The sequence below is a fragment of the Lacinutrix venerupis genome, assembly GCF_003663945.1.
Lineage (GTDB): Bacteria > Bacteroidota > Bacteroidia > Flavobacteriales > Flavobacteriaceae > Lacinutrix > Lacinutrix venerupis.
On the sequence record NZ_RCCH01000003.1, the window covers coordinates 280,103 to 306,792 of the forward strand.

Consider the following 26,690-nt stretch of genomic DNA (forward strand, 5'->3'; position numbering starts at 1 on the left):
TGATAACCAATTTAGCCTCAAAACTTAATTTAAGTTTTTGAGGCTTTTATCTTTCAAATACAACTCACAAGTCCTTTCTATTTCAGCTTCCAAATTAGAATACTCAAAGTCCACAACTTCTTTAATTTTATTACCATTAAACTTGGAGTCCGAAAGTAAAGAATCTGCCAGTTGTTTAGTGAGCACTCTTCGTTTGCCAGTAAGTTTATGTTTTAACCAATCTAATCTCCAACCCATTTGTAGCAGCCACTTTTTAGCTTCCTTTTTAGGAGGTTTAACATTTAAAGCATTAGCACAAATAGTCAAGAATTTTTTATAACTCCAGTTGTTAGAGACTAAAATAAAACGTTCATTTTTAACTTTGCTTTGCATTAATAAAAAAATAGCATTTACCACATCGTTTACAGCAACATAACCTACACTGCCTTTTGTGTAATATTTTAAATCTTTATGTATAGTTTTAATAATAGAGCCACTGCCATATTTCCAAATTCCAGGACCAATAATAACACCAGGATTTACAATTACAGCATCTACACCTTCTTGTGTACCACGCCAAACTTCTAGTTCTGCGCCATATTTTGTTATAGCATAAACACTATTGTCTGCTTCTGGATTCCATTCTGTATCTTCGTTAATAATCTCATTAGGTTTAGCTTCACCAATAGCAGCAATAGAACTTATATAACATAATTTTTTTATACTATTTGCTATGCATAAGTTTACAACATTTGCGGTACCTTCAATATTTGTTTTTTTAAGTAAATTAAATTTATCTGGCTCAAACGATACAAAGGCTGCGCAATGGTAAACATGTGTAATATCTTTAAACGCATCGGTTAATAAAGGAATGTCGTTTAAATCTGCCTTTACCCAATCTATACTATTAAAAAGAGCTTCAACATTATTAGAATAATAAGAAAAAATACGTTTTACAGTTTCAAACTTTTTTTCATTTCTATAAATAGCACGAACACTATGCTTTTCATTTAACAATTTAAAAAGCAAATGTGCGCCTACAAAACCAGTTCCTCCAGTAACTAAAATCATACTTCGAAGGTAATAAATATTCAATATTGTAAGTTAATTATATAGCTATTTTTATCTTTGCGACTTAATATTTATAATTAAATAAAAAATGGCTAATACATTTGTAGAAGAATTACGTTGGAGAGGTATGTTGCACGACATCATGCCAGGAACAGAAGAGCAATTAAATAAGGAAATGACCACTGCATATATTGGTTTCGATCCTACAAGCGACTCTCTACATATTGGTAGTTTAGTGCCAATTATTTTATTAGTACACTTAGAAAAAGCAGGACATAAGCCTGTGGCTTTAGTAGGAGGTGCAACTGGAATGATTGGAGATCCTTCTGGAAAAAGTGACGAACGTAACTTATTAGATGAAGTTGCATTAGCTCACAATGTTGCAGGAATAAAAAGTGTTTTATCTCGTTTTTTAGACTTTGAATCTTCTAATAAAAATGCACCAGTTTTAGTTAATAACTACGACTGGATGAAAGATTTTAGTTTTATAGATTTTGCACGTGATGTTGGAAAACGTATTACAGTAAATTATATGATGGCTAAAGACTCAGTTAAAAAACGTTTTTCTGGAGAAGAAGGAAGTGTTGGTATGAGCTTTACAGAGTTTACATACCAGTTAATTCAAGGTTACGATTTTCACCATTTATACAAAACCATGGATTGTAAATTACAAATGGGAGGTAGCGACCAATGGGGAAACATTACTACAGGAACAGAACTTGTAAGACGTATGCATGAAGGTGAAGACCAAGCAAAAGCATATGCAATGACGTGTCCATTAATAACTAAAGCAGATGGCTCTAAATTTGGAAAAAGTGAAGGAGGAAACATTTGGTTAGATAAAGACAAAACATCGGTTTATAAATTTTACCAATTTTGGTTAAACACTACAGATGTTGATGCCGAAAAGTATATAAAAATCTTTACTTTTTTATCAAAAAATGAAATTGAAGAATTAATAAAAGAACATAAAGAAACACCACACTTACGTTTATTGCAAAAACGTTTAGCAAAAGAGGTAACTATATTTGTACACTCTGAAAACGATTTTTTAAATGCTGAAAAAGCTTCTGGAATATTATTTAGTAAAACTTTTAACGAAGATATTAGAACATTAAACGAAAACCTGTTTTTAGATGTTTTTGAAGGTGTCTCTCAAGCCGAAGTATCTAAAGCAGATTTAGAAGAAGGATTAGATATGATTGCTGCATTAGCAGCTAAAACTAATTTTTTAGCAAGTAATGGTGAAGCAAGACGTGCACTAAAAGAAAATTCAATTTCTGTAAATAAAGAAAAAGTAAAAGATGATTATTTAATTACTAGTAAAGATTTAATTAATGGCAAGTATGTAGTGTTAAATAAAGGAAAGAAAAACACTTATATTATTAAAGTAGTATAGTTGCAATTATTTAATTAAAAAGTTAAAACCTCATTACCTATCTAGTAATGAGGTTTTTTTATAACACTTAAAATAAAAGAAGCCCGATTGCAAAGCTGCAAACGGACTCCTAAAAATTAGTCAACCAACTAAAACTAATTTCTCTTTTTCATAACTATTAATCTTTTTTATAACCAATAGTTCTCCAACTTTGGTCGGCTTTTTTTATTAAACCTTTCACATCTTTTTTTTGCCACTTTTTTAAGGTGTTAATTAATGCCGAATTGTAGAATAAATAAAGTTTACCATCCCTAATTTCAAAGGTTTCTGGATCTATTGATACTTTCTCTCCTTTTTCTGCAATAGCATAAGCACAGTAACCACCATATTGCGGAATGTATTTATCTGGGTTTGCTTTAAAAGCGTCTAAATGGGTTTGAGATTCAAATTTAAATTGTGCGCCGTCGTAGTTAATAGTATAACTATTGCTACCTTCTTTTGGATTGTTATTAAAATAAGAAACAACGTCGTAACCTTCAGCAACAAAACCGTTTTTAGTATTGTAATCGGTTTGAGCCTGTGCTGTTATTATTCCAAATAAAAAAAGGTAAAGCATATATTTCATAATCTGTTTGTCGAAATATATACGAGAACTTTACAAGTGTGGTTTTGTTAAAGTTATCTATTATAAAACCATAAGGTTACAGCCTCTAATATCGCTAGAATCAAATCGTCCAATAATTTCAAAACTACCATTAGTATTTACACGTCCTAAATCTTGAGTAGCAATAAAAGAACAAGAATTAATATTTGCTAAATCTATAACATTAACACCTCCTGTCTTTCCAGTTTTTTGTATGGTTAATGCATCTTCTGTATCGCGAGTAATAATTCGCATCCAATTAGGACAATTAAAAACACCATGCCCTTTAGAATAAGCTTGGCTTAAAAGCTCGGTCATACCGTATTCACTATGTATTGCGTTTACACCAAAGCCTTGTTTTAAAATGCTATGCAACTCCTCTCTAATAAGTTCTTTTCTTCTGCCCTTCATACCTCCGGTTTCCATAATTATGGTATTGTTGAGGTTAAATGTATTGCTTTCAATTAAATCTAATAAAGCAAACGATACACCAATAAGTAGTACCTTTTTGCCTGCTGCATCTAAGCGTTTTAAGGTTGTACTTAAAGCAGAAAGATTATCTAAGTAAAAACCACTTTCGGTATGTTTAGAGTCTTTAATTAAGCTGTCTACCATGTAAATTAAAGAAGAACCTTCGCGCTCTAAATAACTAGGTAGTAATGCTAGTACAACATAGTTTTCTATAGGACCATAAAAGGTTTCAAATGCTTTGTTAAAACTATCCTCGTAAACCTTTAAATCTGTAATGTAATGCTTACTAGTTACGCTTCCAGTGGTTCCGCTACTGCTAAATGTTTTTTTTATAGTTTTTTGGGAACTTATTACTTGATGCGATTTAAAAAATTGAATAGGAAGAAACGGAATCTCTTCAACTGTTTTTATATCGCTTGGGTTTTTGTATAATAAATCACAAAACGAACGATAAACAGGATTATTTTCAAACTGAAATTTAAACACTTGCAAAGCTAAAGTGTTAAACTGAGCTTTGGTTTTAATATTAAAAATTTGGTTTGCGTCTATCATTATTCAAATTGAAAAACAAAAGTAAATAAAAAGAGCGTTACCATTGGTAACGCTCTTTTAAAAAGTATAAAAACTGTAATTATTTAATTACTAATTTTTTTGTTGTTATTGTGTTACCTTGAGATAATCTTACAGCGTAAACACCAGCTTTAAGAGAAGATACGTTTAAACGCTCTGCAGATAAAGTAGTATTAATAACTTGCTTTCCTAAAATATCGTAAACAGCAACTTGTGTTGTTTCGTTGTTACTTGTTTTAATGTTTACAAAACCATTAGTTGTTGGGTTTGGAAACATAGAAAAAGTTGCTTTTTCAACGTCTTGAGTTGAAAGAGTGTTGTTAGTATAAGTTCCAATTGGCATTGCAGGAGTTGCTGAAGCATTTGTTGAAGTACCATCAAATACATTTATGCCACTATATGTCCAGCTAGAGGTAGAAAAAGTTGTTCCATCAGGTCCAGTGTTGTTATCTCTGTAAGCCCAACCATCTAAATAATCCCAAGCTTCTCCACTACCATCAGTATTAATATCACCAAAAGTATCGATCACAGATCCATTTGCAAATAATTCTACAGCATCATCTCCGTTAATTCCCATAGCGCTAGATGTATAATTAGGTGCAAAACCAAAAAAGTTAGTGAATTGTGTGCTTTCAGAAGCAACATAAATGTATGTTCCAGCGGCAATTACATCATTTGGAAAAGTAAACTCTTCACCATCTGTTCCGCCACCATTATTAGCGCTACCTATACCATAGATACTTAAATCAGGAATGTCTGCTATAGCATAAAGTTCTACTCCTTTTGGTGTGCCTCCTGATAATGGGCCATCATAAATACCTGTAAGAACAAGGTCTTGTCCGTAAGAAAGACTTAGTGAAATTGTAAATAATAAAAAGTAAATTTTTTTCATATTGTGTTGTTTTAAATTTGAGGGATAAAAGTAATTAAAAAAAAAAAGGCCAATAAATAATTATCAGCCTTTTAACAATAAGTTAATATTGAGTGTTATTTAATAACTAATTTCTTAGTCATTGTTGCACCATTTTGGTTTAATTTTAAAATGTAAACTCCAGTGTTTAAACTAGAAACGTTTAAAGTACTATTGTTTACGTTTTGAGATAATACTTGTTTACCTAAAATATCGAAAACAGTTACAGTAATAGCTTCGTTAGAAGTTGTTGTAATGTTTACAAATCCTGTGTTTGTAGGATTTGGATAGATTGAGAAGTTGGCATTATTAAAAGTATCTACAGATAAAGTACCGTCGTTATTTACACCAGGTGAAAATAAAACAGGATTAGCAGAAATTGTACTATGGTCTATAAAAGCACCAGTAAAGTCTGGACTTCTACCAATAGATTGGTTGTTTCCTGCTGCAGTATAAACTTCTACTAATACATCAACACCGTTATTATTAGTAATTGTAATAGTATCTCCACCATTGTTAAGTCCTAAACCACCTGTAGAAGCTACTTGAGCAGTAGATTGGATTCCTGTTGGTGTTCCACCTCCAAATACAACTATAAAGCTGCTTGGTGCTAAAATTGTACCTGTAGGGAATACGTGTCTGTCTGATGCTCCATCGGCAATAGTATAATCGCTTAAATCTATAGGTGTTACTCCTGTATTATAAATTTCAATAAATTCATCATCAGATGTGTCTACTACACCGTCTCCATTTGCATCTCCTGCAGTTGCGTCTGGATCTGCATTTATTTCGTTAATTACTAAAAATACTGGATCACAGTTTGAAGCAGCAATTGTACCAGAAACAGTTGTAGCATCGCAATCGCCACCGTTAATAGTTAAGTCCCAAGCATCACCTTCATTTAATCCAGTAATTGTAATAACACCATCTGCAACAGTTGCAGGATCATCTCCAGCTATAGTTCCTGTAGATGTTGTAGATAAAGAAGTAATTGTAGCATCTGTTCCAGTATAGGGAATTTCAACAGTAACACCATCGTTATTATCTCCAGCAGTGTTAGTTGCACATGTATAAGTTTCAGTTTGTAAAATAACATCGCAAACTGCACAGTTAGATGTTGGTCTAGTTCCTAATGTTGGGCATGCTCCAAAAGCGTTTAAAGCTACATTGCTTAAATCCCATCCAGAGTAACCGTCTGCACCATCGTCATTATATTCTATACTTACAAACACGTCTGTACCAGTGGCAGCAGATAAGTCTATATTATATGTTCCTGCATCTGTAATAGTTTGTGCAGTTGTCCATGTTGTAGAAGAAGGACATCCAGTGTAATTGCTTGTATATTTAATATTTAAATCTGTAACTCCAAAAGCTTCAGTAGCATCAAATGCTAAAGCTAGGTCTGTAACACCAGTCATGTCTAAAGGACCAAATACCATCCAAGCTTCAATTGCTTCTGCACATCCGCTACCGCAATATGCATTTAAACTGTAAGTTCCAGCGTTAAGTTCCCATTGGTCTCCAGCTGTATTTGGTACAACAGTAACAATTTCAAAAGTTTCAGCACCATTGCTTATATCAAAACAAGTAGTTGGTACTGGGTCACATAATGCAGCATCAACAGTTCCAGATGTAGAAATTGCACCACAATCACCTCCAACTAAAGCAACATCCCAAGCATCACCTTCAGATAAACCAGTTATTGTAATAACTCCATTAGCAACAGTTGCAGGATTATCTCCTCCAATAGTTCCTGTAGAGGTTGTAGTTACACTAGTTATTGCTGCATCAGATCCTGTATAAGGAATTTCAATAGTTACAGAGTCGTTATTATCGCCACCAGTATTAGTATTACAAGTGTATGTTGCTGCATTTAATGCTACACCACAAGCTGTAGAGAATCCAGTCCAAGTAATATCATCAATAGTAACTTGACCATCACTATTATTTACACTAATAAATTTTATAACAGCATTATTAGGTTCGTTTACTGTAATGCTTCCAGAGTTATATACGTTTGCATCTGAAGAAGTTACGTTACCAACAACAACATCATTAACAAGAATATTAAGGTTTACTGCTGTACTAAATGCTCGTTGATAGTTAAAGCTAATTGTTCCAATACCACCAGTGATTACTCCAGAAGTAAGTTCTGCTTGAGGTGTTCTGTTTCTACCTAACATTAAAGATTTTCCTGTAATACTTTGGTCTCCTCTAGATTGTACGTAAGTCCATGTAGAGCCATCATCTCCAGTAAAAGTTCCATCTGCATAAGAACTTCCTGTTTCGGCAAAGTTGTCAAATGTTTCGGTTCCTTGTGCAAAAGAAACAGAAGACATTAAAATAGTTAATAATAAAAAGTAAATTTTTTTCATAATTGTTTTATTAAATTTAGAAAACAAATATACTAATTTTAAAGCATCCATTTCTAATTTCTATTTACCTTTAAAAGGTTATTTAACTATAAGATAACATTTTAACTTATTATATGGTGTTGTTTTGTTTGGGTAACAAGTGTTTAAATTTTTAATATTAACTTATCGTTATTATTTTTGTTTTAAAGTTAACTTATTTGATTAATCTTATCTTTACCACATAGAAATGTAAAATTAAAATGAATAAAAAAGACATTAAAATACTTCTAGTAGACGATGAGCCAGATATTTTAGAAATTGTTGGTTATAATTTATCTCAAGAAGGTTATCAGGTAACTACGGCAAGTAATGGAATAGAAGGTGTAGCTTTAGCAAAAAGCGAAAAACCACAACTTATTATTCTGGATGTAATGATGCCAAAAATGGATGGGATTGAAACTTGCGAACAAATAAGGAAGTTGCCAGAATTAAAAAATTCATTAATTACTTTTTTAACTGCTAGAGGAGAGGATTATTCTCAAGTAGCCGGTTTCGATGCTGGTGCAGACGATTATATTACAAAACCTATTAAGCCAAAAGTGCTAGTAAGTAAAGTAAAAGCATTACTTAGACGTTTAAAAACTGAAGAGGAAAGTGCGCCTGTTGTTACCATTGGAGATATTGTAATTAATAGAGAAGAATATAAAATTTTTGTAAAAGGAAAAGAGGTAATTTTGCCTAGAAAAGAATTTGAATTATTATCTTTATTGGCATCAAAACCAGGTAAAGTTTTTAAAAGAGAAGATATTCTTGATGAAGTTTGGGGAAATGAAGTTGTTGTTGGAGGTAGAACAATAGATGTTCATATTAGAAAACTGAGAGAGAAAATTGGAAACAAATCTTTTAAAACTGTAAAAGGTGTTGGTTATAAATTTGTAGAGTAACCATTAGATAAAATATATGGAGATTAGGAAAACTTATAAGTTTGCTTTTAAAACAGCACTATATATAACTATCGTATTAACGCTCGCAATGAGCGTTTTTTTATACGTTTTTTATACTATTAGTTGGGTAAATATGCTTTTGTTTACTTTGTTTTGTTATGGTTTGTCTTTTGGAGTTATTCAATATCGTGTACAAAATTTTATATATAAACGTGTTAAAAAAATATATGCAGACCTTACTCTTTTAGAGTCTACAACTTTTAGAAAAAAAAGAATTACTACAGATATGGCTACTTTAACTCAAGAAATAGATAAGTATGCTAGAGATAAAAAAATAGAAATAGAAACCTTAAAAGTTAGAGAAGAATATAGAAAAGAATTTTTAGGTAATGTTTCTCACGAATTAAAAACACCTTTATTTACTGTTCAAGGCTATATTGAAACGTTAATAGATGGTGCAGCAAACGATAAAAAAATACGAGAAAAATATTTAGACCGTGCAAATAAAGGAGTAGAAAGGCTTATTTATATTGTAAGAGATTTAGATATGATTACAAAATTAGAAGCTGGAGATGTTAGAATAGAAATAGAAACCTTTAATATTTTAGAGCTTATAGAAAGTGTGTTCGATTTACTAGAAATGAAGGCTGCTAAAAAAAGGATAACACTTACATTAGATAAAAGATATTCTCAGCCTATTTTAGTAAAAGCTGAAAAAGAAAAAATACAGCAAGTACTTACCAATTTAGTTGTAAACTCAATTAAATATGGAACAGAAAAAGGAACAACAGAAATTAGTGTAGAAAACCTTATAAAAAATAAGGTTATTGTAAGAGTGACAGATAATGGAGAAGGTATTGAAAAAGAAAATATACCAAGATTGTTTGAGCGTTTTTATAGAGTAGATAAAACAGGATCTAGAAAAGTTGGAGGATCTGGTTTAGGTTTGTCTATTGTTAAACATATAATTGAAGCACACGACGAGAATATTTATGTTGAAAGCGAATTTGGAGTTGGTAGTGAGTTTTCTTTTACCTTAGAAAAGTCTAAATAAATTTGATGTATTAGGTGTTTTATATTCCATATTTAAACCCTTATAATTCATAACTCTTTTTAATTCATCAATATTAAAATTTTCTTGCCTACATGATGGAACAATTTTTAAAGTATTAAAACGCTCTGCAAGATATTCTTGTTCAAACTGTCCAGGTGTTGGAATAAAAAAAGCATTTTTACTCAATTTAGCTAAATCCATAACTGTAGTATAACCAGAACGACAAATTACAATTTTACTACCATTAATAGCTTTTTCAAGCTCTTGAGAAGTCATGTAATTATATATAGTAAATTGTTTAATTTGTGTACATGTTTGTTTACCTTTTATCTTTCCTTTTACAAAAAGTATTTTACCAGTAAAGTTTGTTAAATCTTCAATAAGTTTCTTTTCTAAAATACTTCGTTGTGGTTCTGGTCCAGATAATAAAACCATAACATCGTATAAAACTTCAGTTTTAATTTTGTTAAGTCTGCTTAAAGGCCCTAAATAATTAACTTTTAAATTGTTTTTATTTGTTAAGTGTCCAAGTTTGCCACTTAAACTAGGTTCGTCTTTAAAGTCTGGAACCCAAATGGCATCAAATTTATTCATGATTATTTCATGAATTTTAGTACTAATTTTAGAAGTGTTGCCACTTAAAACATTAAGTTGATGGGTAATAAACACAGAAGGAATTTTAGCACTTCTAACTCCTAATCTATTATCCGAAATTATTCCTGATAAATTATATTTGTCAACTAAAATATCTGTAATTTTTTTTTCGGCTTTTTTAGCCTTAAGCATTTTGGGTGTTTGTGCTATTAACTTCCATTTAAGATCTTTTCTTTTTTTTGAATATTCAATATTGTAAGAAGGAAGTGTTTCAAAAGTTAAATCTTTAAACTCTTTTTTTAAAAGTTGTAAAGCATCACCATCACTTGCTATAATTGGTTCAAAATGGCAGTCTAAAAGCCAATGTATAATAGGGATGCATCTAGTAGCATGGCCGATTCCCCAATTTAATGGTGCAACAAGAATTTTTTTCTTCATAATAAATAACAAAGATAATCATTATCACACTCGCTTATATTTCCTTAATTTTACCAAAAATTTAAATTAAAGTAGTGGGAAGTAAGAATAAGCTTAAAAGATTTAACGAAAACGAAACGTTTGCTAACGTATATCAGCCAAAACGAGAAGATTTGGTAGATTCAGATTACGAAATGAAAGGCCATTGGAATGCAAAACATTTTAAAAATAATAATCCTTTAGTCTTAGAATTAGGATGCGGAAAAGGAGAATACTCTGTAAATCTTGCAAAAAAATATCCGAATAAAAATTTTATAGGTATTGATATTAAAGGAGCTCGTTTTTGGAGAGGAGCAAAAACTGGGATTGAAGAAAATATACCTAATGTAGCTTTTTTAAGAACCCAAATAGAGCTTTTAGATAAAGCTTTTGCAGAAAATGAAGTGGATGAAATATGGATTACTTTCCCAGATCCACAAATAAAATATAAGAGAACTAAACATAGAATGACAAATTCTGAGTTTTTAAAACGTTACAAGAAAGTATTAAAACCAGATGGTGTAATGAATTTGAAAACGGACAGCGAATTCATGCATGGTTATACTTTAGGCTTACTCCATGGAGAAGGGCACGAAGTTCTTTATGCCAACCATAATGTTTATAAGCAAGAAGGAAGTCCTGAAGAGGTTACAAGTATACAAACACACTACGAAAATATATATTTGGAGCAAAACAAACCAATTACGTATATTAGGTTCAAAATTAAATAATACTTGGAAATAACACTAACATTTGGTATTGCGTTAATAGTAGCTTTGGTAGGTGTAATTCCTCCAGGATTATTAAACATGACTGCAGCTAAAATAAGTATTAAAGATGGACACACAAGAGGTTTAGTGTTCTCTCTTGGTGTTTGTATTGTTGTTATTGTACAAACTTTAATAGCTTTAGTGTTTGCAAGATATTTAAGTAGCCATCCAAATGTTGTAGATATTTTACAACGTGTAGCTTTTGTATTGTTCGTTTTAATAACAATTTATTTTTTAGTAATTGCTAAAAAGACAGATAAACCTAACGTAGACTCTAATGTAACAAGTAAAAAGAGCCGTTTTTTTCAAGGTTTATTATTGTCTGCATTAAATGTTTTTCCAATACCATATCAGGCATATATGGCTATAACTTTTACATCTTTTAAATGGATAAAATTAAATCCAACAGGAATAGCAGCCTATGTTGCAGGAGCTGCTACTGGGACTTTTGTTATGCTTTATATATACGTTTTCTTTTTTGAAAGAATAAACAGTAAAAAAATAAAATCACAAAAAGGGATGAATTTTATTATTGGAATTATAACAGGAATAATTTCAATAATCACTTTTATTAATATTGTTAAAGAATGGTAATATAATGAAACCAGAAACACTTAATTTTTTTGAAAAAGTGTATCAAGTGGCAAAACAAATTCCTTATGGAAGAGTTACAAGTTATGGAGCTATTGGTAATTATTTGGGAGCACCAAGAAGTGCAAGAATGGTTGGTTATGCCATGAACGGATCGGTTTCTAAAAACGTTCCGGCTCACCGTGTAGTTAACAAAAAAGGTCTTTTAACAGGAAAACAGCATTTTAAAGGTACAAACTTAATGCAGCAATTGCTAGAAAGTGAAGGTATTACAGTTATAGATAATCAAATTCAACATTTAGATAAGGTTTATTGGGACCCTACAAAGGAACTATAAAATTTATAGATGCAGTAATAGAAAATCTTCAAACTAACTGCTTTATTCTTCAAGCTTTAAATAGTATATTTGTGCTTAGAATGATTCTGAATTAGATTTATGAAAATTACAAAACAAGACATATTAAATGCGCTTAAAACCATAACTGTACCTGGAGAGGGACAAAACATGGTAGATAGTGGAGCAGTTAAAAACGTAGTCACTTTTGCAGATGAGGTTATTGTAGATATAACAATTGCAAATCCTGCATTACAAGCACGTAAAAAAACCGAAGTAGAAATACTTAAGGCAATCCACGAGCAAGTTTACAATAAGGCACAAGTAAAAGTAAATATTAAAGTAGAGGCGCCAACTAAGGCAAGCTCAAACGAAATTAAAGGTAAAAACATACCAGGAATTCAAAATATAGTTGCCGTAGCTTCAGGAAAAGGAGGAGTAGGGAAATCTACAGTTACAGCAAATTTAGCGGTAACATTAGCAAAAATGGGTTTTAAAGTAGGAGTTTTAGATGCCGATATTTACGGGCCATCAATGCCAATTATGTTTGATGTTGAGGCCGAAAGACCACTCTCAGTTACTGTAGATGGTAAATCTAAAATGAAACCTGTAGAAAATTACGGTGTAAAAATATTATCAATAGGTTTCTTTACAAAACCAGATCAAGCCGTAGTATGGCGAGGACCAATGGCAGCAAAAGCATTAAATCAAATGATTTTTGATGCTGCTTGGGGAGAACTAGATTTTCTTTTAATCGATTTACCACCAGGAACAGGAGATATTCATTTAAGTATTATGCAATCGCTTCCAATTACTGGAGCAGTTGTAGTAAGTACACCACAAAATGTTGCATTAGCAGATGCTAAAAAAGGTGTAGCAATGTTTCAACAAGATAGTATAAACGTTCCTGTTTTAGGAATTATTGAAAATATGGCATATTTTACACCAGAAGAGTTGCCAGATAATAAATACTATATCTTTGGAAAAGAAGGAGCTAAACATTTAGCTGAAGATTTAAAGGTTCCACTTTTAGGCGAAATACCTTTAGTACAAAGTATTCGTGAAGCAGGAGATGTTGGTAGACCGGCAGCTTTACAAACAGCGACGCCTTTAGAAAAAGCGTTCGAGTTTTTAACACAAAATGTTGTGCAAGAAGTGGTAAATAGAAACGAAAATTTACCTGAAACTGAAGCAATAAAAATAACAACTATGGCAGGTTGTTCAGCAGTAAAAAAATAACAAATGACTACAGAAGAACTAAGATTAAATGTAGAAAAAGCGCTTGATGAAATTCGTCCTTTCTTACAGAGCGATGGTGGCGATATTTCTTTATTATCTATTGAAGATAATAAGTTAGTAAAAGTACAATTACTAGGTGCTTGTGTTGGCTGTAGTGTTAACCAGATGACTTTAAAATCTGGTGTAGAAATGACTATAAAAAAATACGCGCCTCAAATAGAGCAAGTTATTAATATTGAAGTATAGTGTGACTTTTGTCACATTAATTTAATAGAAGAAGCTATAACTTAGTTACCTGAAATTTACAATTCATGATTAAAACAGATATCCTAATTATTGGAGCAGGTCCAACTGGATTATTTACAGTTTTCGAAGCAGGTTTATTAAAATTAAAATGCCATTTAATAGATGCATTACCTCAAGCTGGTGGACAATGTTCAGAAATATACCCAAAAAAACCTATTTACGATATTCCTGCTTATCCCGAAATTCTTGCTGGCGATTTAACGCACAAGTTAATGGAGCAATGTAAGCAGTTCGAACCAGGTTTTACCTTAGGAGAACGAGCAGATACTATAGAAAAACAAGAAGACGGTAGCTTTATAGTAACAACAAATAAAGGAACAAAACACCAAGCGCCAGTTGTGGCAATTGCAGGAGGTTTAGGAAGCTTTGAACCTAGAAAACCATTAATTCATAACATTACGAGTTTCGAAGATAAAGGTGTAGAATACATTATAAAAGACCCAGAAGTATATAGAAACAAAAAAGTAGTAATAGCTGGTGGAGGAGACTCTGCTCTGGACTGGAGTATATTTTTAAGTGATGTTGCAAAAGAAGTAACTTTAATTCACAGACGTAACGAATTTAGAGGTCATTTAGATTCTGTAGAAAAAGTTCAAGAACTTAAAAACGCAGGAAAAATAAACTTGGTAACACCAGCCGAAGTTGTTGGTATACTTGGTGATAAAGAAGTTTCTGGAGTTGTTGTAAAACAAGCCGAACATATAGAAAAAGAATTTGAAATAGAGTGCGATCACTTTATACCACTATTTGGTTTATCTCCAAAACTAGGTCCAATAGCTAATTGGGGATTAGAAATAGAAAAAAATGCAATTAAAGTAGATAATAGTTTAGATTACCAAACCAATATTCCAGGAGTATTTGCTATTGGAGATGTAAATACATATCCAGGAAAACTAAAATTAATACTTTGTGGTTTTCACGAAGCTACATTAATGTGTCAATCTGCTTATAAAATTATAAATCCAGGAAAGCGCTACGTAATGAAATATACAACAGTAGCAGGAGTAGATGGTTTTGATGGTACACGAAAAGAAGCACCAAAGGCAGTTGTAAAAAAAATAGAGTAATTAGCCACATAAAAAAATAAGGTTGGAACAAGATATAAACATAAAAATTACAGACCGAGAAGGCAATACCCATAGCATTCAAGCGCCAACAGATATGGCAATGAATTTAATGGAAGTTGTACGATCTTTCGAGCTTGCCGAAGAAGGTACCATTGGTGTGTGCGGAGGTATGGCTATGTGTGCATCATGCCAATGTTACGTGTTAAGTGATACCCAACTTCCAGAAATGCAAGACGATGAAGAAGCGATGCTATCTGAAGCATTTTATGTTAAAGATAATTCTCGACTAGGTTGTCAAATTCATATTACTCCAGAATTAGAAGGACTAGAAGTAGAATTAGCTCCAGAAAGTTAAAAACTAAAAAACCAAAACACTTTTTTGTACGTAAATACTCTCGTAAGAGATTTAGTTATTTATGGCAGTTTATGAAATTTATATACCTAAACGTGGAGAGTTTAGAGTATTACTAAAAATTAATAATGAAATTATATTTGTAAGTCGAGCATACGCTTCTAAAGTGCAAAGTCTCCAGGCTATAAGAGATCTTAGAAATTATAGTAACTGTTTGTCTTCTTATAGAAAAATTAGATTAGAATGTGGAAGTTGGTGTTTTGAGCTTTTAGAACCATATAATAAAACAAGCTTAGGACGAAGTTCTACTTATTTAGAAGAATCTATTGTCTCAAAAAACATTTTAGAAATGAAAGCTTTAGCACCCAAGGCAAAGTTAAAAAGTGAAGCGTTGGCTATTAATTAGTTTTATATTTATCTAAAGCAATTGGTCCTTCTAAAAGTACTCTAACAATTTGTAAATTTCCATTATCACTAGTAGAAATTTGCCATTTAATTAAAGAGATAGCGCCATTTTCAATTTCTAAACCAGTAATACTTCTTGGGTGTACACAACTACCATCGTTAAAATAAGCAATGTCTCCAGGTTCTGGAAAGCGCGGTCTGTGTGTATGGCCAACAATAGTAATTAAGTTATTATTTTCTATTATCCATCTCTTTGTTCGCTTTTCAATTTTTATAAGCTCTGTATAATTTTTTGCAGGACTAGTTGGGTCTGCAATGCCCATAACATTTAAAGGTTTCCAAAGCACTCTAACCATAAAGCGACTCCATTTCCAAAATAGAAAATTCCACCAATCGGCTTGATGACCATGTGTTAAAAATAATTCTTGCCCGGTTTGGCAGTGTTTTAAAACAATACCTTCTTCGTATTTAATGTCTCCAAATAACTCAACATCTTGTCCTGTTACCTTATCAAAATAAGAAGATAAATGTTTTTTAACATATTTAGGATCTCTATAAACCATATCGTGGTTTCCCCAAATCATATGTAAACGATTGCGCTTATGGAATTCTTTTAATAAAAGAAAAACATTTTTATGAGCATGTAATATAGAGTCGAAAGAAAGGTTTTCCCATAGTTCGTCACCATCACCTAATTCGCAATAGGTGAAACCTTCTGCGTAATAATGTTTTAAGGCATGAAAATAAATGTTTCTGTTATTTGCAAAATCATCTGCAAAACTATTGTCACCACGATGGCAATCGCTAAAAAGCACAATTTTACTAGAGTTATCAAAGTCTACAATTTTAGCATCTTTGTAAGCACGGTCTAATCTCTTTTTAGCTGAAAACATAAAATAGGTAGTTTAAACGAAAATAAATAAAATTCTTTACTTACAGTGTTTATGCTGTAACCTTTGTTGAGGCTATTTCCGTCTCAATACTATTCCATAAATTTATTCGTACAGTTAAAGCTTCTTTAGCTGTTGCAATAACTTCCTCCCATTTTTTAGAATCTTCACCACAAAGCTCTTCTATCATTTTCATAGCCATTGGTCCGTGCTCATCTTCATCTAATTCAATATGTCTTTTAAAGTAGTAAATAAGCTCGTTTAATTTTGTTTCAGGAAAATTAGCTTGCAACTTGTTTAAAATTTCTGTAAACATATTAGGTATTAATTCTTCTCTTCCAAAGGTAAAAGCAGCAGCAATTTCATGAGCTTCTTTTTGGTTTATTGTTTTAAATGTAAAATTTAAAAATGCTTTTAAGGCAGTATTTAAATTACTGTTTTTAATTGCAATAATTACATTTTTAGATTCTATTACATCTAACAAAAAAGTATCTATATCTTTTGTAGATGTATTACTTTCTTTCATGGCGTCTAAGTACATTTCAAAATGACTTTTACGTTCGCCTTTTAAAGTAATATCAGTCTCTTCAGCCAAAACAATTTCGTTTATTAAATAGCGAGTTTCTGGATTTCCAGTTGGCATCCAAGGTGTTGTAGTACAGGTTAGTTTTTGCTGTAAAGCTTTTAATAAGGACATAAAATCCCAAACGGCAAAGACGTGTGATTTTAAAAAAACCGATAAATCTTCAGTACTTTCAATGGTATTATATAGTTTGTGGTTTATTAACTGTTCTCTTAATCTAGAAAGTTGGTTTTTTACGTTTTCAATTCTCATAGTCTTCTTTTTTGCAAAAATAAAAAATGCGTTTCTATATAGAAACGCATTTTTTATTTTTGGTTTTATTAATATAGCTATTATTAATTATTTAAAGGCATTTAATCCTGTAACATCTAAACCAGTAATTAGTAAATGTATATCGTGTGTGCCTTCATAAGTAATTACACTTTCAAGGTTCATAGAGTGTCGCATAATTGAGTATTCGCCACTAATTCCCATACCACCAAGCATTTGCCTAGCTTCTCTAGCAATATTTATAGCCATTTCTACATTATTACGTTTTGCCATAGAAATTTGGGCAGAGGTTGCCGTACCGTTTTCGCGCATAACACCTAAGCGCCATGCTAACAATTGTGCTTTAGTGATTTCTGTAATCATCTCGGCCAACTTTTTTTGTTGTAGTTGGAATTGGCCAATAGGTTTTCCAAATTGCATACGCTCTTTACTGTAACGTAAAGCAGTATCGTAACAATCCATTGCGGCACCTATTGCTCCCCAAGCAATACCAAAACGAGCAGAGTCTAAACAACCTAATGGTGCACCTAAACCAGACTTGTTTGGTAATAAATTTTCCTTAGGCACTTTTACATTATCAAAAATAAGCTCACCAGTAGCACTTGCTCTTAACGACCATTTATTGTGAGTTTCTGGCGTTGTAAAACCTTCCATACCACGCTCTACAATAAGACCATGAATTCTACCTTCTTCATTTTTTGCCCAAACAACAGCTACGTTACAAAATGGTGCATTACTAATCCACATTTTTGCACCATTTAAAAGATAATGATCTCCCATATCTTTAAAATTAGTAACCATGGCACCAGGATTAGAACCGTGATCTGGCTCTGTTAAACCAAAACTACCAATCCATTCGCCACTAGCTAATTTGGGTAAGTATTTATTACGTTGCTCCTCATTACCATATTTCCAAATAGGATACATTACTAACGAACTTTGTACAGAAGCAGTACTACGCACACCAGAGTCGCCACGCTCAATTTCTTGCATAATTAAACCGTAAGAAATCTGGTCTAAACCAGCACCGCCATATTCTTCTGGAATGTAAGGTCCAAAGGCACCAATTTCTGCTAATCCATTAATAATAGACTTTGGAAATTCAGCTTTTTGCGCAGCTTCTTCAATAATAGGCGAAACATCACGCTTAACCCATTCTCTGGCAGCATCACGTACTAGTTTATGTTCATCTGTTAAAAGTTCATCAAGATTGTAATAATCTGGAGCTTCAAATAAATCTGGTTTCATATATAAGTTTTATTGCTCTAAATGTGAGGAATTCTCAAAATAGAAGGCGTTATTTTATTAGTTTATCAAAAATAACTAAAAAGCTTGCATTGCCCAATTTAAATTTCACATTTTAAGATAAAATTCTTTTGTTAAATCTATATACTCTTTAGTGTAGTCATGTCGAGCATTTTCTATAATTAGTTCGTTAATTTTTATATCGCTTTCGCGGAAAGACATTTCTATTAAAGAACGTTTGATTTCAGAATTTAATGTGCCTCGAACATGAGTAATTTTGTTAGGCTTTAAGTTTACAGCTGAAGCTAAAGTAATAAGTTTATCTTCCTCTTTAAAAGGAATAATGGTACAAAATGTTCCGTCTTCTATAAGTAATTTTGATACACTATCTATTAAATGATTAAAAGGCATGGCGTCTTGAAAGCGTGCTAAGTCGCGTTGTGTGTTTTCGGTTTTATAATTTTCACTATAAAAAGGCGGATTACAAATAATTAAATCGTATTTATCTTCAATCTCCTCGGTAAACTCGGCTAAATCTGCATGATAACAAAATAGTCTGTCACGCCATGGTGAGGCTTCAAAATTTTCAACACATTGTTCGTATGCATTTTCATCAATTTCTAAGGCATCAATAACTTCGGCGTTGCTGCGTTGTGCAAGCATGAGAGATAAAATACCTGTGCCAGCACCAATATCTAACGTTGCAAAAGGTTGTTTTGTAATATTTGCCCAAGCACCAAGTATAACACTATCGGTTCCAATTTTCATGGCGCATTGATCTTGTTTTACTGTAAACTGCTTAAAATTAAAAGGCTTGCTCATTATTCTTCAAGATACAAATCAATTAAACCTTCGGGAGTGTTAACAAAAATAGTTTTGTTTTGTTTGTCTACTTTAGCAATAAATTCATCATTCATTGGTATTAGTATTTCAATGCCATTTTTATCTATTTCAAATAAAGATTGAGCTGTACTATCATTAACACCTTTAATTGTACCAACAGTTCCAAAGTTTTTATCTTCTACTGTAAAGCCTATAATTTCATGAAAGTAAAACTTATCGTCGTCTAATTCTGGTAATGCAGTAAGTGGTAAATAACATTCGCTTTTAATTAAAGCATCGGCATCTGCTTCTGTATCTACATCTTCAAATTTTACACGAAGCAATTCGCTTTTGTGTAATTGAGAGCTTTCTGTAAAAAAGGGAATTAAGTTACCGCGAACATCTATAAATACGGCATCTAAATTTTCGTATAAATCTGGTTCGTCTGTATCTAACTTTATTAGTAACTCACCTTTAAAACTGTATTTTTTTACAATTTTACCAAGAAAAAAGCATTCGTCTTTAGTCATCTAAAAATTTATGTTTCGTTTTCGCTGTTGCGAAAATATATTAATAATTACATAAGTGCTGTTTGCGCTTAACTAAATAATAGATTTTAGTTTTTTGTAATAAAAAACTCCGATAAAAATTTATCGGAGTTTAAAAGTATAAAAAATTAATTTTCTATTCTTCTTCGTTTGTTGCTTCTGCTTCTTCAGCAGGAGCTTCTTCTTCAACAACTGGAGCATTAGCTGCAATTCTTGCTTCATTAGCTGCTTTTTCAGCTTCAAACGCTTTAGCTTTAGCTTCAGCTTCCGCTTTAGATAAGCCTTCTTTTTTAGCATCAACTTTACCAGCTTTTTCTTCTAACCAAGCAGCGAATTTCTTCTCAGCTTGCTCTTCAGTTAAAGCACCTTTACGAACTCCACCAGCAAGGTGATTTTTCAATAAAGCTCCTTTGTAAGATAATAATGCTTTGGCAGTATCAGTTGGTTGTGCACCATTCTGTAGCCATTTTACTGCTCCATCAACATCTAAGTCAATAGTTGCAGGATTAGTGTTTGGATTGTAAGAGCCTATTTTTTCTAGGTATTTACCATCTCTTTTCGCGCGAGCATCTGCTGCTACGATCCAGTAATAAGGTTTTCCTTTTTTACCGTGTCTTTGTAATCTGATTTTTACAGGCATAAAAATTAATTTGTGAGGTACGCGACCTCGATTATTAATAAGTGTGCAAAGATACAATATTTATTTAAATACCAAGTTTTTAATGTAATTGTATCACATTGTTATTTTTTATTTTATTTTTGAGTCTTCGAAATATAAAAATTATGAAAAAAATTATTGTTTTATTCTTGTCAATCTTTACATTATTTGGATGTGGAGAAGAATTAGAATATAATACACCAGCTTTTTTAGGAGAAAAAGATGGTAATTTATGGGAAGCTACATCATATCGAGCTAATATTAGTAATTCTGGAGTATTAACTATTGTTGGTTCGGACAATTTTGAAACAATTACTTTGGAGGTTAACTCTACGGAATTAGGAATTCATGATGTGGTGGAAACTACTTCATTTGGTTCTTTAAGAGATATTGAGGATGTTTTATATTCTTCAAATAACACACCAGATCCTAGTGTACAAGTGTATCCTGCTTCGGGTCAAATAGATTTAAAAGAAGTTAATGTTTTAGAAGGTTATGTTTCTGGAGAATTTTACTTCAATGCTTTTAATAGTTCTGGATTAACATCTATAAATGTTAATAAAGGATTCTTTTTTAAAGTACCATTATTAAGTGTTGCAGTAGGAAGTACTGGAGGAGCAGATGTAAATTGTGCTACAGCTTCTGCAGTAGTAGCAGCAACATTAATCAATTTTAATGCTGCATCACCTGGAGATGTAAATTATGCTAATGTTTGTAATGCTTATAAAACTGCATTAACAACACAGCAAGTTGCTTGTGGTGATGATGATGGATTAATACAAGATATTATAGATGGTTTAAGTTGTATATAATAAAAGATAAAAAATATTAAAAAAGAGCGCAGTCGTAAGGTTGCGCTCTTTTTTTTGTTAATTACTCTTAAAAAAGCCTGTAAATACTCATAAAGTCTGTTAAATCGCTTGACATCGCCTTACGTTTCTATTATATTGAGAATGTTGATGTGAAACAATACGCATCATTAAAAAAAGTATTGGAATTTAAAATGATAAAAGATATTATGAAGTATACAGAAGAAATTTCAAACAAATTAAATGAATTATTGGTAAAAAACTATGATGCCGAAAAAGGGTATATAGATGCTTATCAAAACGTTGAAAGTAACGACTTAAAAATGTTCTTTAAACGCAGAGCTTCAGAAAGAAGTGCGTTTGCAAAAGAGTTAAGAACAGAAATCTTACAATATGGGCAAATACCTGAAGATTCTGGAACATTTAAAGGCGCAATGCACAGAAACTGGATGAATTTAAAAAATACATTTTCATCTAACAATGAAGAAGCTATTTTAGAAGAAGCTATTAGAGGTGAGGAATCAAGTCTTGAAGAATATAATACAATGATAACCGAAAAAAATTTACCGCCAACAATAGATAAATTAATAGCTAAGCATAGAGATGCAATACAGTCTGCAATTAATACAGAAAAAGCCAAATTAGAATTGGTTTCATAGATAAAAACAAAAAATTGCTATAAAAAAATCAGCCTAAAAGGCTGATTTTTTTTGTTCTAAAAAGGTGTAAATATTTTAAATAATAGAGTCTTTATAACTCTTAATAACTTTAACTTTTTAAACTATCTTTTTTATGTATTTTTATAGGCCTATATTTTCTCACAGCTTTTTTAGCAAAACACCTTAATAATAGCTATTTATGTATTTAATTTTCGATACAGAAACAACCGGTTTACCAAAACGTTGGGATGCACCAATTACAGATACAGATAATTGGCCGAGATGTATCCAGATTGCATGGCAATTGCATGACGCTATGGGAAACTGTATTGAGAGTGAAGATTATTTAGTAAAACCAGAAGGTTTTAATATACCTTATGATGCCGAAAAAATTCACGGCATTTCTACAGAATTAGCCCAAGAACAAGGTGTTGAGTTATTAGAGGTTTTAGAGAAATTTAATATAGCTTTAAATAAAACAAAGTTTGTTGTTGGTCAAAACGTAAAGTTCGACCTTAACATAATGGGAGCAGAGTTTGTACGTGAAGACATTGCAAACCAATTACAAGAATTACCTGTTTTAGATACCTGTACAGAGCATACAGCAAGTTTGTGCCAAATTCCTGGTGGTCGTGGAGGTAAATTTAAATTACCAACCTTAACAGAGCTACATCAATATCTATTTAATCAGCCATTTGCAGAAGCACACAATGCCACTGCCGATGTTGAAGCTACAACACGTTGTTTTTTAGAGTTAATAAGAAGACAACAATATACCAAAGAAGAACTTGATGTTCAACCAGATTATTTCGAGAGGTTTTCAGAAGCTAATCCGCAGCCAATACAATTAATTGGTTTAAAGCACATAAACTTAAAAAAGGAAAGTGCTAAAGTTAATGCAAGGCTACAAAAGGAACAATCAAGCGGTATTTCTTCCGAAGAAATAAAAGAAAATATTGCCGATTTACAAGCTGTAGATTTTGTGCATTTACATAATCACTCTCAGTTTTCGGTATTACAATCAACCATGAGTGTAGCAGATATTGTAGCTGTCGCAGCAGAATATAATATGCCGGCAGTTGCATTAACCGATCATGCTAACATGATGGGAGCATTTCACTTTGTAAATGCAGTAAATAAACATAACAAGTTTGCAGAAGATAAAATAAAAGAGGCAGAGGCGGAAGGTAAAACAACACAGATAAAAAAAATAAAACCAATTGTAGGTTGCGAGTTTTTTGTGTGTGAAAACCATTTAGATAAATCCAGAAAGGATAATGGTTATCAAATTGTATTAATTGCAAAAAATAAAAATGGTTACCATAATCTTGCTAAACTTTCATCTCATGCTTTTACAGATGGTTTTTATTATGTGCCAAGAATTGATAAAAAACTTATTGAGCAATATAAAGAAGACTTAATTTGTTTAACAGGAAACTTGTATGGCGAGGTGCCAAGTAAAGTTTTAAATGTAGGTGAAAATCAAGCCGAAGAAGCATTAATTTGGTGGAAAGAAACGTTTCAAGATGACTTGTATGTGGAGCTTATGCGTCACAATCAAGAAGACGAAAATCGTGTAAATCCCACTTTAATAAGTTTAGCAAAAAAGCATGGTGTAAAAGTTGTTGCTACAAATAACACTTATTATGCAAAGCAAGAAGATGCTAACGCACACGATATTTTACTGTGTGTAAAAGATGGTGAAAAACAAGCAACGCCGATAGGTCGTGGTCGTGGCTATCGATACGGTTTACCTAACCAAGAATACTACTTCAAGTCGGCAGAAGCCATGAAAAACATCTTTAAAGATGTGCCAGATGCTATTACTAACATACAAGAAGTTGTAGATAAAATTGAAGGTTTTCAATTAGCTCGTGATGTATTATTACCAGCGTTCGATATACCAGAGGAATTTCAGCATAAAGAAGATTTAGAAGATGGCGGAAAACGTGGTGAAAATGCATTTTTAAGGCATTTAACTTACGAAGGAGCCAAAAAAAGATATGGCGAAGAACTATCAGAAGAAGTAATAGAACGTTTAGATTTCGAGCTAAGCGTTATTGAAAAAACAGGATATCCTGGTTATTTCTTAATTGTAGAAGATTTTATTCGCGAAGCGAGAAAAATGGATGTTTCTGTTGGTCCTGGACGTGGTTCTGCTGCAGGATCTGTAGTAGCATATTGTCTTTGGATTACCAACATAGACCCAATGAAGTACAACCTACTTTTTGAGCGTTTTTTAAATCCAGACCGTGTAAGTATGCCCGATATTGATATCGATTTTGATGACGAAGGTCGAAGTCGCGTTATGGATTACGTAATAGAAAAATATGGAAGTAATCAAGTAGCACAAATTATTACCTATGGTACAATGGCAGCAAAGTCATCAATTAGAGATACTGCCAGAGTTTTAGATTTACCATTATTTGATGCCGATAGAATTGCGAAGCTAATACCAACAATGTCTAAATTAGGTAAGATATTTGGACTATCGGAAAAAGAATTAGGAAGTAAATTTAGAGCCGAAGATTTAGAAAAAATAAACGAACTTTTAAATATTTCTGAAGGTGAAGATTTGCAAGCCGAAACCGTAAACATTGCAAGATCACTTGAAGGTTCTGTAAGAAACACAGGTATTCACGCCTGTGGAGTAATTATTACACCAGACGATATTACTAAATTCGTTCCTGTTTCAGTAGCTAAAGATTCAGATTTATATGTCACCCAATTTGATAACTCTGTTGTAGAAGATGCCGGTTTATTAAAAATGGATTTTTTAGGGTTAAAAACCTTAACCTTAATAAAAGATACGGTTAAAATTGTAAAGGCAAAGCATGGTATTACGTTAGATCCAGAAAACTTTCCTTTAGATGATGAAGAAACCTATGCTTTATTCCAGCGAGGTGAAACGGTTGGTGTATTCCAGTACGAATCTCCAGGAATGCAAAAACACCTTAAAGACTTAAAACCTACGGTTTTTGACGATTTAATTGCCATGAATGCATTGTATCGTCCAGGACCAATGGAATACATACCAAGTTTTGTTAGAAGAAAACATGGTGATGAAGATATTGAGTACGATTTACCAGCAATGGAAGAGTACTTAAAAGAAACATACGGTATTACAGTATACCAAGAGCAAGTAATGCTACTATCGCAAAAACTAGCAGATTTCACCAAAGGTGAAGCCGATGTTTTACGTAAAGCAATGGGTAAAAAACAAATTGCGGTACTAGATAAAATGAAACCAAAATTTATCGAGCAAGCAAGTGCAAAAGGTCACGATGCTAAAAAGCTTGAGAAAATTTGGAAAGATTGGGAAGCCTTTGCAAGTTACGCCTTTAATAAATCGCACTCTACGTGTTATGCTTGGATTGCCTACCAAACTGCTTATTTAAAAGCACATTATCCTGCAGAATATATGGCAGCGGTTTTGTCTAATAACATGAATGATATCAAGCAGGTTACATTTTTTATGGAAGAATGTAAACGTATGAAACTACCTGTACTTGGCCCAGATGTTAACGAAAGTTATTATAAATTCTCTGTAAATAAAGATAATGCGGTACGATTTGGAATGGGAGCCATTAAAGGAGTTGGTCATGGAGCAGTAATGACTATTGTAGAAAACCGTAAAAAAGACGGTCCATACAAATCTATATTTGATATTGCTAAACGAATAGATTTGCGTGCAGCCAATAAAAAAGCTTTCGAAAACTTAGCTCTTGCAGGTGGTTTTGATTGTTTTACAGATACGCATCGAGCGCAGTATTTCCATAAAGAAGGTGGTGATTTAACTTTTTTAGAAAAGGCAATTAAATATGGTGCAAAACATCAAGAAAATGAAAACTCTGCTCAAGTAAGTTTATTTGGAGGAGGAAGCGAAGTGCAAATAGCCGAGCCACAAGTACCACCATGTGAAACTTGGGGAACTATGGAGAAATTAGCACAAGAGCGTGAAGTAGTTGGTGTTTATATTTCGGGTCATCCATTAGATGATTTTAGAACCGAAATGAAAAATTTCTGTACAGGAACCATAGCTTATTTTAATGATTTGGCACCACACGTTAATAAAGAAATTACTTTTGGAGGTGTTGTTACAGATGTGCAACATCGTGTAAGTAAGCAAGGGAAAGGTTGGGCATTATTTACAATTGAAGATTATACAGATTCTTTTGAGTTTAGAATTTTTGGAGAAGATTACTTAAAACATCGACCATTTTTATTAAAAAACACGTTTGTACATGTAAAGACCTTTGTTCGAGAAGGTTGGGTAAATAGAGATACAGGTAAAAAGAGTGATCCAAGGTTACAGTTTAACAGCTTTCAATTGTTACATGATGTTATGGATAAATATGTTAGAAAATTATCCATTCAATTAAATATTAAAGAATTAGAGCCGGATAGGATTAATAATTTAAAATCATTAATTGCTATGCATCCTGGTAGCCATTTGCTCGATTTTGTAATTTACGATAATAGAGAGCAAATTAAATTAGAAATGCCAAGTCGTAGACAAAAAGTAAAAGTAACACAAGAGCTATTGAGTGCGCTAGATGAAGATCAAATTTATTATAAATTAAACTCTTAGTAAAAATATAATATAAATTTAAGTGTATTGTTAAATAAATAAGCCTAATCAATGCAGCTATAAGTTAAACAAATTATAAGTTTGTAAGCTTTAGAGAAAATTTTGACTAAGTTTGTATATTAACAAG

General features: G+C 32.1%; 26 protein-coding genes. 14 read left to right on the top strand and 12 right to left on the bottom strand.

Features of this window, described 5'->3' with window-relative positions; all coding sequences use genetic code 11:
- Window positions 1–24: 24 nt before the first annotated feature.
- The gene (locus CLV86_RS06000; protein ID WP_121050803.1) at window positions 25–1,050 is read right to left on the bottom strand and encodes an NAD-dependent epimerase/dehydratase family protein; all 1,026 of its coding nucleotides are present in this window, start codon (window positions 1,048–1,050) and stop codon (window positions 25–27) included.
- Between the two features lie 88 nt (window positions 1,051–1,138).
- Between CLV86_RS06000 and tyrS the strand changes: the two genes are divergently transcribed.
- Window positions 1,139–2,449: a tyrosine--tRNA ligase gene (tyrS, locus tag CLV86_RS06005; RefSeq protein WP_121050805.1), complete on the top strand. Its 1,311-nt coding sequence runs from the start codon at window positions 1,139–1,141 to the stop codon at window positions 2,447–2,449.
- Window positions 2,450–2,606: 157 nt separating this feature from the next.
- On the opposite strand, the gene CLV86_RS06010 is transcribed toward tyrS, so the two are convergent.
- The 4 genes from CLV86_RS06010 to CLV86_RS06025 all read right to left on the bottom strand — a co-directional run bounded on the left by CLV86_RS06010 (window position 2,607) and on the right by CLV86_RS06025 (window position 7,397).
- A complete protein-coding gene (locus tag CLV86_RS06010; RefSeq protein ID WP_346226794.1) occupies window positions 2,607–3,044 on the bottom strand; it encodes a YHS domain-containing (seleno)protein in 438 nt (145 codons plus the stop codon).
- A 69-nt stretch (window positions 3,045–3,113) separates the two neighbouring features.
- Window positions 3,114–4,094 (bottom strand): LuxE/PaaK family acyltransferase, encoded by a 981-nt coding sequence (locus CLV86_RS06015; protein WP_121050811.1) that lies wholly within the window; start codon window positions 4,092–4,094, stop codon window positions 3,114–3,116.
- Window positions 4,095–4,173: 79 nt separating this feature from the next.
- Window positions 4,174–5,004 carry a T9SS type A sorting domain-containing protein gene (locus tag CLV86_RS06020; RefSeq protein ID WP_121050814.1) on the bottom strand — a complete coding sequence of 277 codons (831 nt, stop codon included), beginning with the start codon at window positions 5,002–5,004 and terminating at the stop codon, window positions 4,174–4,176.
- 95 nt (window positions 5,005–5,099) lie between these two features.
- Entirely contained in the window at window positions 5,100–7,397 is a 2,298-nt protein-coding gene (locus CLV86_RS06025) for a lamin tail domain-containing protein (protein ID WP_170148512.1), read from the bottom strand.
- 239 nt (window positions 7,398–7,636) lie between these two features.
- Between CLV86_RS06025 and CLV86_RS06030 the strand changes: the two genes are divergently transcribed.
- The gene (locus CLV86_RS06030; protein WP_121050819.1) at window positions 7,637–8,320 is read left to right on the top strand and encodes a response regulator transcription factor; all 684 of its coding nucleotides are present in this window, start codon (window positions 7,637–7,639) and stop codon (window positions 8,318–8,320) included.
- Window positions 8,321–8,336: 16 nt separating this feature from the next.
- Complete coding sequence (locus tag CLV86_RS06035; RefSeq protein WP_121050821.1) at window positions 8,337–9,374, top strand: sensor histidine kinase; 1,038 nt, start codon at window positions 8,337–8,339, stop codon at window positions 9,372–9,374.
- Here CLV86_RS06035 and CLV86_RS06040 read toward each other — a convergent pair.
- Window positions 9,357–10,406 carry a glycosyltransferase gene (locus CLV86_RS06040; RefSeq protein ID WP_121050824.1) on the bottom strand — a complete coding sequence of 350 codons (1,050 nt, stop codon included), beginning with the start codon at window positions 10,404–10,406 and terminating at the stop codon, window positions 9,357–9,359. The genes CLV86_RS06035 and CLV86_RS06040 overlap by 18 nt on opposite strands.
- 74 nt (window positions 10,407–10,480) lie before the next feature.
- Here CLV86_RS06040 and trmB point away from each other — a divergent pair, with 74 nt between their 5' ends.
- From trmB to CLV86_RS06080, 8 genes are all read left to right on the top strand, one after another.
- Window positions 10,481–11,155 (top strand): tRNA (guanosine(46)-N7)-methyltransferase TrmB, encoded by a 675-nt coding sequence (gene trmB, locus CLV86_RS06045; RefSeq protein ID WP_121050827.1) that lies wholly within the window; start codon window positions 10,481–10,483, stop codon window positions 11,153–11,155.
- 3 nt (window positions 11,156–11,158) lie between these two features.
- Window positions 11,159–11,788 carry a LysE family transporter gene (locus CLV86_RS06050; protein WP_121050830.1) on the top strand — a complete coding sequence of 210 codons (630 nt, stop codon included), beginning with the start codon at window positions 11,159–11,161 and terminating at the stop codon, window positions 11,786–11,788.
- A gap of 4 nt (window positions 11,789–11,792) precedes the next feature.
- A complete protein-coding gene (locus CLV86_RS06055) occupies window positions 11,793–12,122 on the top strand; it encodes an MGMT family protein (RefSeq protein ID WP_121050833.1) in 330 nt (109 codons plus the stop codon).
- Window positions 12,123–12,221: 99 nt separating this feature from the next.
- On the top strand, window positions 12,222–13,358 hold the full coding sequence (locus tag CLV86_RS06060) for an Mrp/NBP35 family ATP-binding protein (RefSeq protein ID WP_076731911.1): 1,137 nt from the start codon (window positions 12,222–12,224) through the stop codon (window positions 13,356–13,358).
- A 3-nt stretch (window positions 13,359–13,361) separates the two neighbouring features.
- On the top strand, window positions 13,362–13,604 hold the full coding sequence (locus tag CLV86_RS06065; RefSeq protein ID WP_076731912.1) for a NifU family protein: 243 nt from the start codon (window positions 13,362–13,364) through the stop codon (window positions 13,602–13,604).
- 65 nt (window positions 13,605–13,669) lie between these two features.
- Window positions 13,670–14,731, top strand: coding sequence for an NAD(P)/FAD-dependent oxidoreductase (locus tag CLV86_RS06070; protein ID WP_121050836.1), 1,062 nt, complete (start codon window positions 13,670–13,672; stop codon window positions 14,729–14,731).
- A 22-nt stretch (window positions 14,732–14,753) separates the two neighbouring features.
- Window positions 14,754–15,086, top strand: coding sequence for a 2Fe-2S iron-sulfur cluster-binding family protein (locus tag CLV86_RS06075; protein WP_121050839.1), 333 nt, complete (start codon window positions 14,754–14,756; stop codon window positions 15,084–15,086).
- A 61-nt stretch (window positions 15,087–15,147) separates the two neighbouring features.
- Window positions 15,148–15,489, top strand: coding sequence for a YegP family protein (locus CLV86_RS06080; RefSeq protein ID WP_121050842.1), 342 nt, complete (start codon window positions 15,148–15,150; stop codon window positions 15,487–15,489).
- Here CLV86_RS06080 and CLV86_RS06085 read toward each other — a convergent pair.
- The 6 genes from CLV86_RS06085 to CLV86_RS06110 form a co-directional block, all read right to left on the bottom strand.
- Window positions 15,482–16,381: a metallophosphoesterase family protein gene (locus CLV86_RS06085; RefSeq protein WP_121050845.1), complete on the bottom strand. Its 900-nt coding sequence runs from the start codon at window positions 16,379–16,381 to the stop codon at window positions 15,482–15,484. The genes CLV86_RS06080 and CLV86_RS06085 overlap by 8 nt on opposite strands.
- A 49-nt stretch (window positions 16,382–16,430) precedes the next feature.
- Window positions 16,431–17,213 carry a DUF3050 domain-containing protein gene (locus CLV86_RS06090; protein ID WP_121050848.1) on the bottom strand — a complete coding sequence of 261 codons (783 nt, stop codon included), beginning with the start codon at window positions 17,211–17,213 and terminating at the stop codon, window positions 16,431–16,433.
- An 87-nt stretch (window positions 17,214–17,300) separates the two neighbouring features.
- On the bottom strand, window positions 17,301–18,479 hold the full coding sequence (locus CLV86_RS06095; RefSeq protein WP_076731918.1) for an acyl-CoA dehydrogenase family protein: 1,179 nt from the start codon (window positions 18,477–18,479) through the stop codon (window positions 17,301–17,303).
- A gap of 105 nt (window positions 18,480–18,584) precedes the next feature.
- Window positions 18,585–19,298, bottom strand: coding sequence for a tRNA1(Val) (adenine(37)-N6)-methyltransferase (locus CLV86_RS06100; protein WP_121050851.1), 714 nt, complete (start codon window positions 19,296–19,298; stop codon window positions 18,585–18,587).
- Window positions 19,298–19,828, bottom strand: a complete 531-nt coding sequence (gene rimM, locus CLV86_RS06105; RefSeq protein WP_121050854.1) for a ribosome maturation factor RimM — start codon at window positions 19,826–19,828, stop codon at window positions 19,298–19,300. Before rimM ends, CLV86_RS06100 begins: the two co-directional genes overlap by 1 nt.
- Before the next feature lie 154 nt (window positions 19,829–19,982).
- Window positions 19,983–20,486: a 30S ribosomal protein S16 gene (locus CLV86_RS06110; protein ID WP_076731921.1), complete on the bottom strand. Its 504-nt coding sequence runs from the start codon at window positions 20,484–20,486 to the stop codon at window positions 19,983–19,985.
- A gap of 143 nt (window positions 20,487–20,629) precedes the next feature.
- On the opposite strand from CLV86_RS06110, the gene CLV86_RS06115 reads away from it, so the two are divergent.
- From CLV86_RS06115 to dnaE, 3 genes are all read left to right on the top strand, one after another.
- A complete protein-coding gene (locus CLV86_RS06115; protein WP_121050857.1) occupies window positions 20,630–21,316 on the top strand; it encodes a DUF6252 domain-containing protein in 687 nt (228 codons plus the stop codon).
- 206 nt (window positions 21,317–21,522) lie between these two features.
- On the top strand, window positions 21,523–21,972 hold the full coding sequence (locus CLV86_RS06120) for a ferritin-like domain-containing protein (protein ID WP_076734349.1): 450 nt from the start codon (window positions 21,523–21,525) through the stop codon (window positions 21,970–21,972).
- A 199-nt stretch (window positions 21,973–22,171) separates the two neighbouring features.
- Window positions 22,172–26,563: a DNA polymerase III subunit alpha gene (gene dnaE / locus CLV86_RS06125; RefSeq protein ID WP_121050860.1), complete on the top strand. Its 4,392-nt coding sequence runs from the start codon at window positions 22,172–22,174 to the stop codon at window positions 26,561–26,563.
- Window positions 26,564–26,690: the final 127 nt, after the last annotated feature.

Excerpts from the sequence above, each read along its gene's own strand:
- CLV86_RS06000 (WP_121050803.1), bottom strand. The coding sequence starts at position 1,050 with ATGATTTTAGTTACTGGAGGAACTGGTTTTGTAGGCGCACATTTGCTT.
- CLV86_RS06120 (WP_076734349.1), top strand. The coding sequence starts at position 21,523 with ATGAAGTATACAGAAGAAATTTCAAACAAATTAAATGAATTATTGGTA.
- dnaE (WP_121050860.1), top strand. The coding sequence starts at position 22,172 with ATGTATTTAATTTTCGATACAGAAACAACCGGTTTACCAAAACGTTGG.
- CLV86_RS06100 (WP_121050851.1), bottom strand. The coding sequence starts at position 19,298 with ATGAGCAAGCCTTTTAATTTTAAGCAGTTTACAGTAAAACAAGATCAA.
- CLV86_RS06060 (WP_076731911.1), top strand. The coding sequence starts at position 12,222 with ATGAAAATTACAAAACAAGACATATTAAATGCGCTTAAAACCATAACT.
- CLV86_RS06015 (WP_121050811.1), bottom strand. The coding sequence starts at position 4,094 with ATGATAGACGCAAACCAAATTTTTAATATTAAAACCAAAGCTCAGTTT.
- CLV86_RS06025 (WP_170148512.1), bottom strand. The coding sequence starts at position 7,397 with ATGAAAAAAATTTACTTTTTATTATTAACTATTTTAATGTCTTCTGTT.
- CLV86_RS06110 (WP_076731921.1), bottom strand. The coding sequence starts at position 20,486 with ATGCCTGTAAAAATCAGATTACAAAGACACGGTAAAAAAGGAAAACCT.
- CLV86_RS06030 (WP_121050819.1), top strand. The coding sequence starts at position 7,637 with ATGAATAAAAAAGACATTAAAATACTTCTAGTAGACGATGAGCCAGAT.
- tyrS (WP_121050805.1), top strand. The coding sequence starts at position 1,139 with ATGGCTAATACATTTGTAGAAGAATTACGTTGGAGAGGTATGTTGCAC.
- CLV86_RS06080 (WP_121050842.1), top strand. The coding sequence starts at position 15,148 with ATGGCAGTTTATGAAATTTATATACCTAAACGTGGAGAGTTTAGAGTA.
- CLV86_RS06055 (WP_121050833.1), top strand. The coding sequence starts at position 11,793 with ATGAAACCAGAAACACTTAATTTTTTTGAAAAAGTGTATCAAGTGGCA.
- CLV86_RS06115 (WP_121050857.1), top strand. The coding sequence starts at position 20,630 with ATGAAAAAAATTATTGTTTTATTCTTGTCAATCTTTACATTATTTGGA.
- CLV86_RS06065 (WP_076731912.1), top strand. The coding sequence starts at position 13,362 with ATGACTACAGAAGAACTAAGATTAAATGTAGAAAAAGCGCTTGATGAA.
- CLV86_RS06090 (WP_121050848.1), bottom strand. The coding sequence starts at position 17,213 with ATGAGAATTGAAAACGTAAAAAACCAACTTTCTAGATTAAGAGAACAG.
- CLV86_RS06035 (WP_121050821.1), top strand. The coding sequence starts at position 8,337 with ATGGAGATTAGGAAAACTTATAAGTTTGCTTTTAAAACAGCACTATAT.
- CLV86_RS06085 (WP_121050845.1), bottom strand. The coding sequence starts at position 16,381 with ATGTTTTCAGCTAAAAAGAGATTAGACCGTGCTTACAAAGATGCTAAA.
- rimM (WP_121050854.1), bottom strand. The coding sequence starts at position 19,828 with ATGACTAAAGACGAATGCTTTTTTCTTGGTAAAATTGTAAAAAAATAC.
- CLV86_RS06070 (WP_121050836.1), top strand. The coding sequence starts at position 13,670 with ATGATTAAAACAGATATCCTAATTATTGGAGCAGGTCCAACTGGATTA.
- CLV86_RS06095 (WP_076731918.1), bottom strand. The coding sequence starts at position 18,479 with ATGAAACCAGATTTATTTGAAGCTCCAGATTATTACAATCTTGATGAA.
- CLV86_RS06020 (WP_121050814.1), bottom strand. The coding sequence starts at position 5,004 with ATGAAAAAAATTTACTTTTTATTATTTACAATTTCACTAAGTCTTTCT.
- CLV86_RS06010 (WP_346226794.1), bottom strand. The coding sequence starts at position 3,044 with ATGCTTTACCTTTTTTTATTTGGAATAATAACAGCACAGGCTCAAACC.
- CLV86_RS06040 (WP_121050824.1), bottom strand. The coding sequence starts at position 10,406 with ATGAAGAAAAAAATTCTTGTTGCACCATTAAATTGGGGAATCGGCCAT.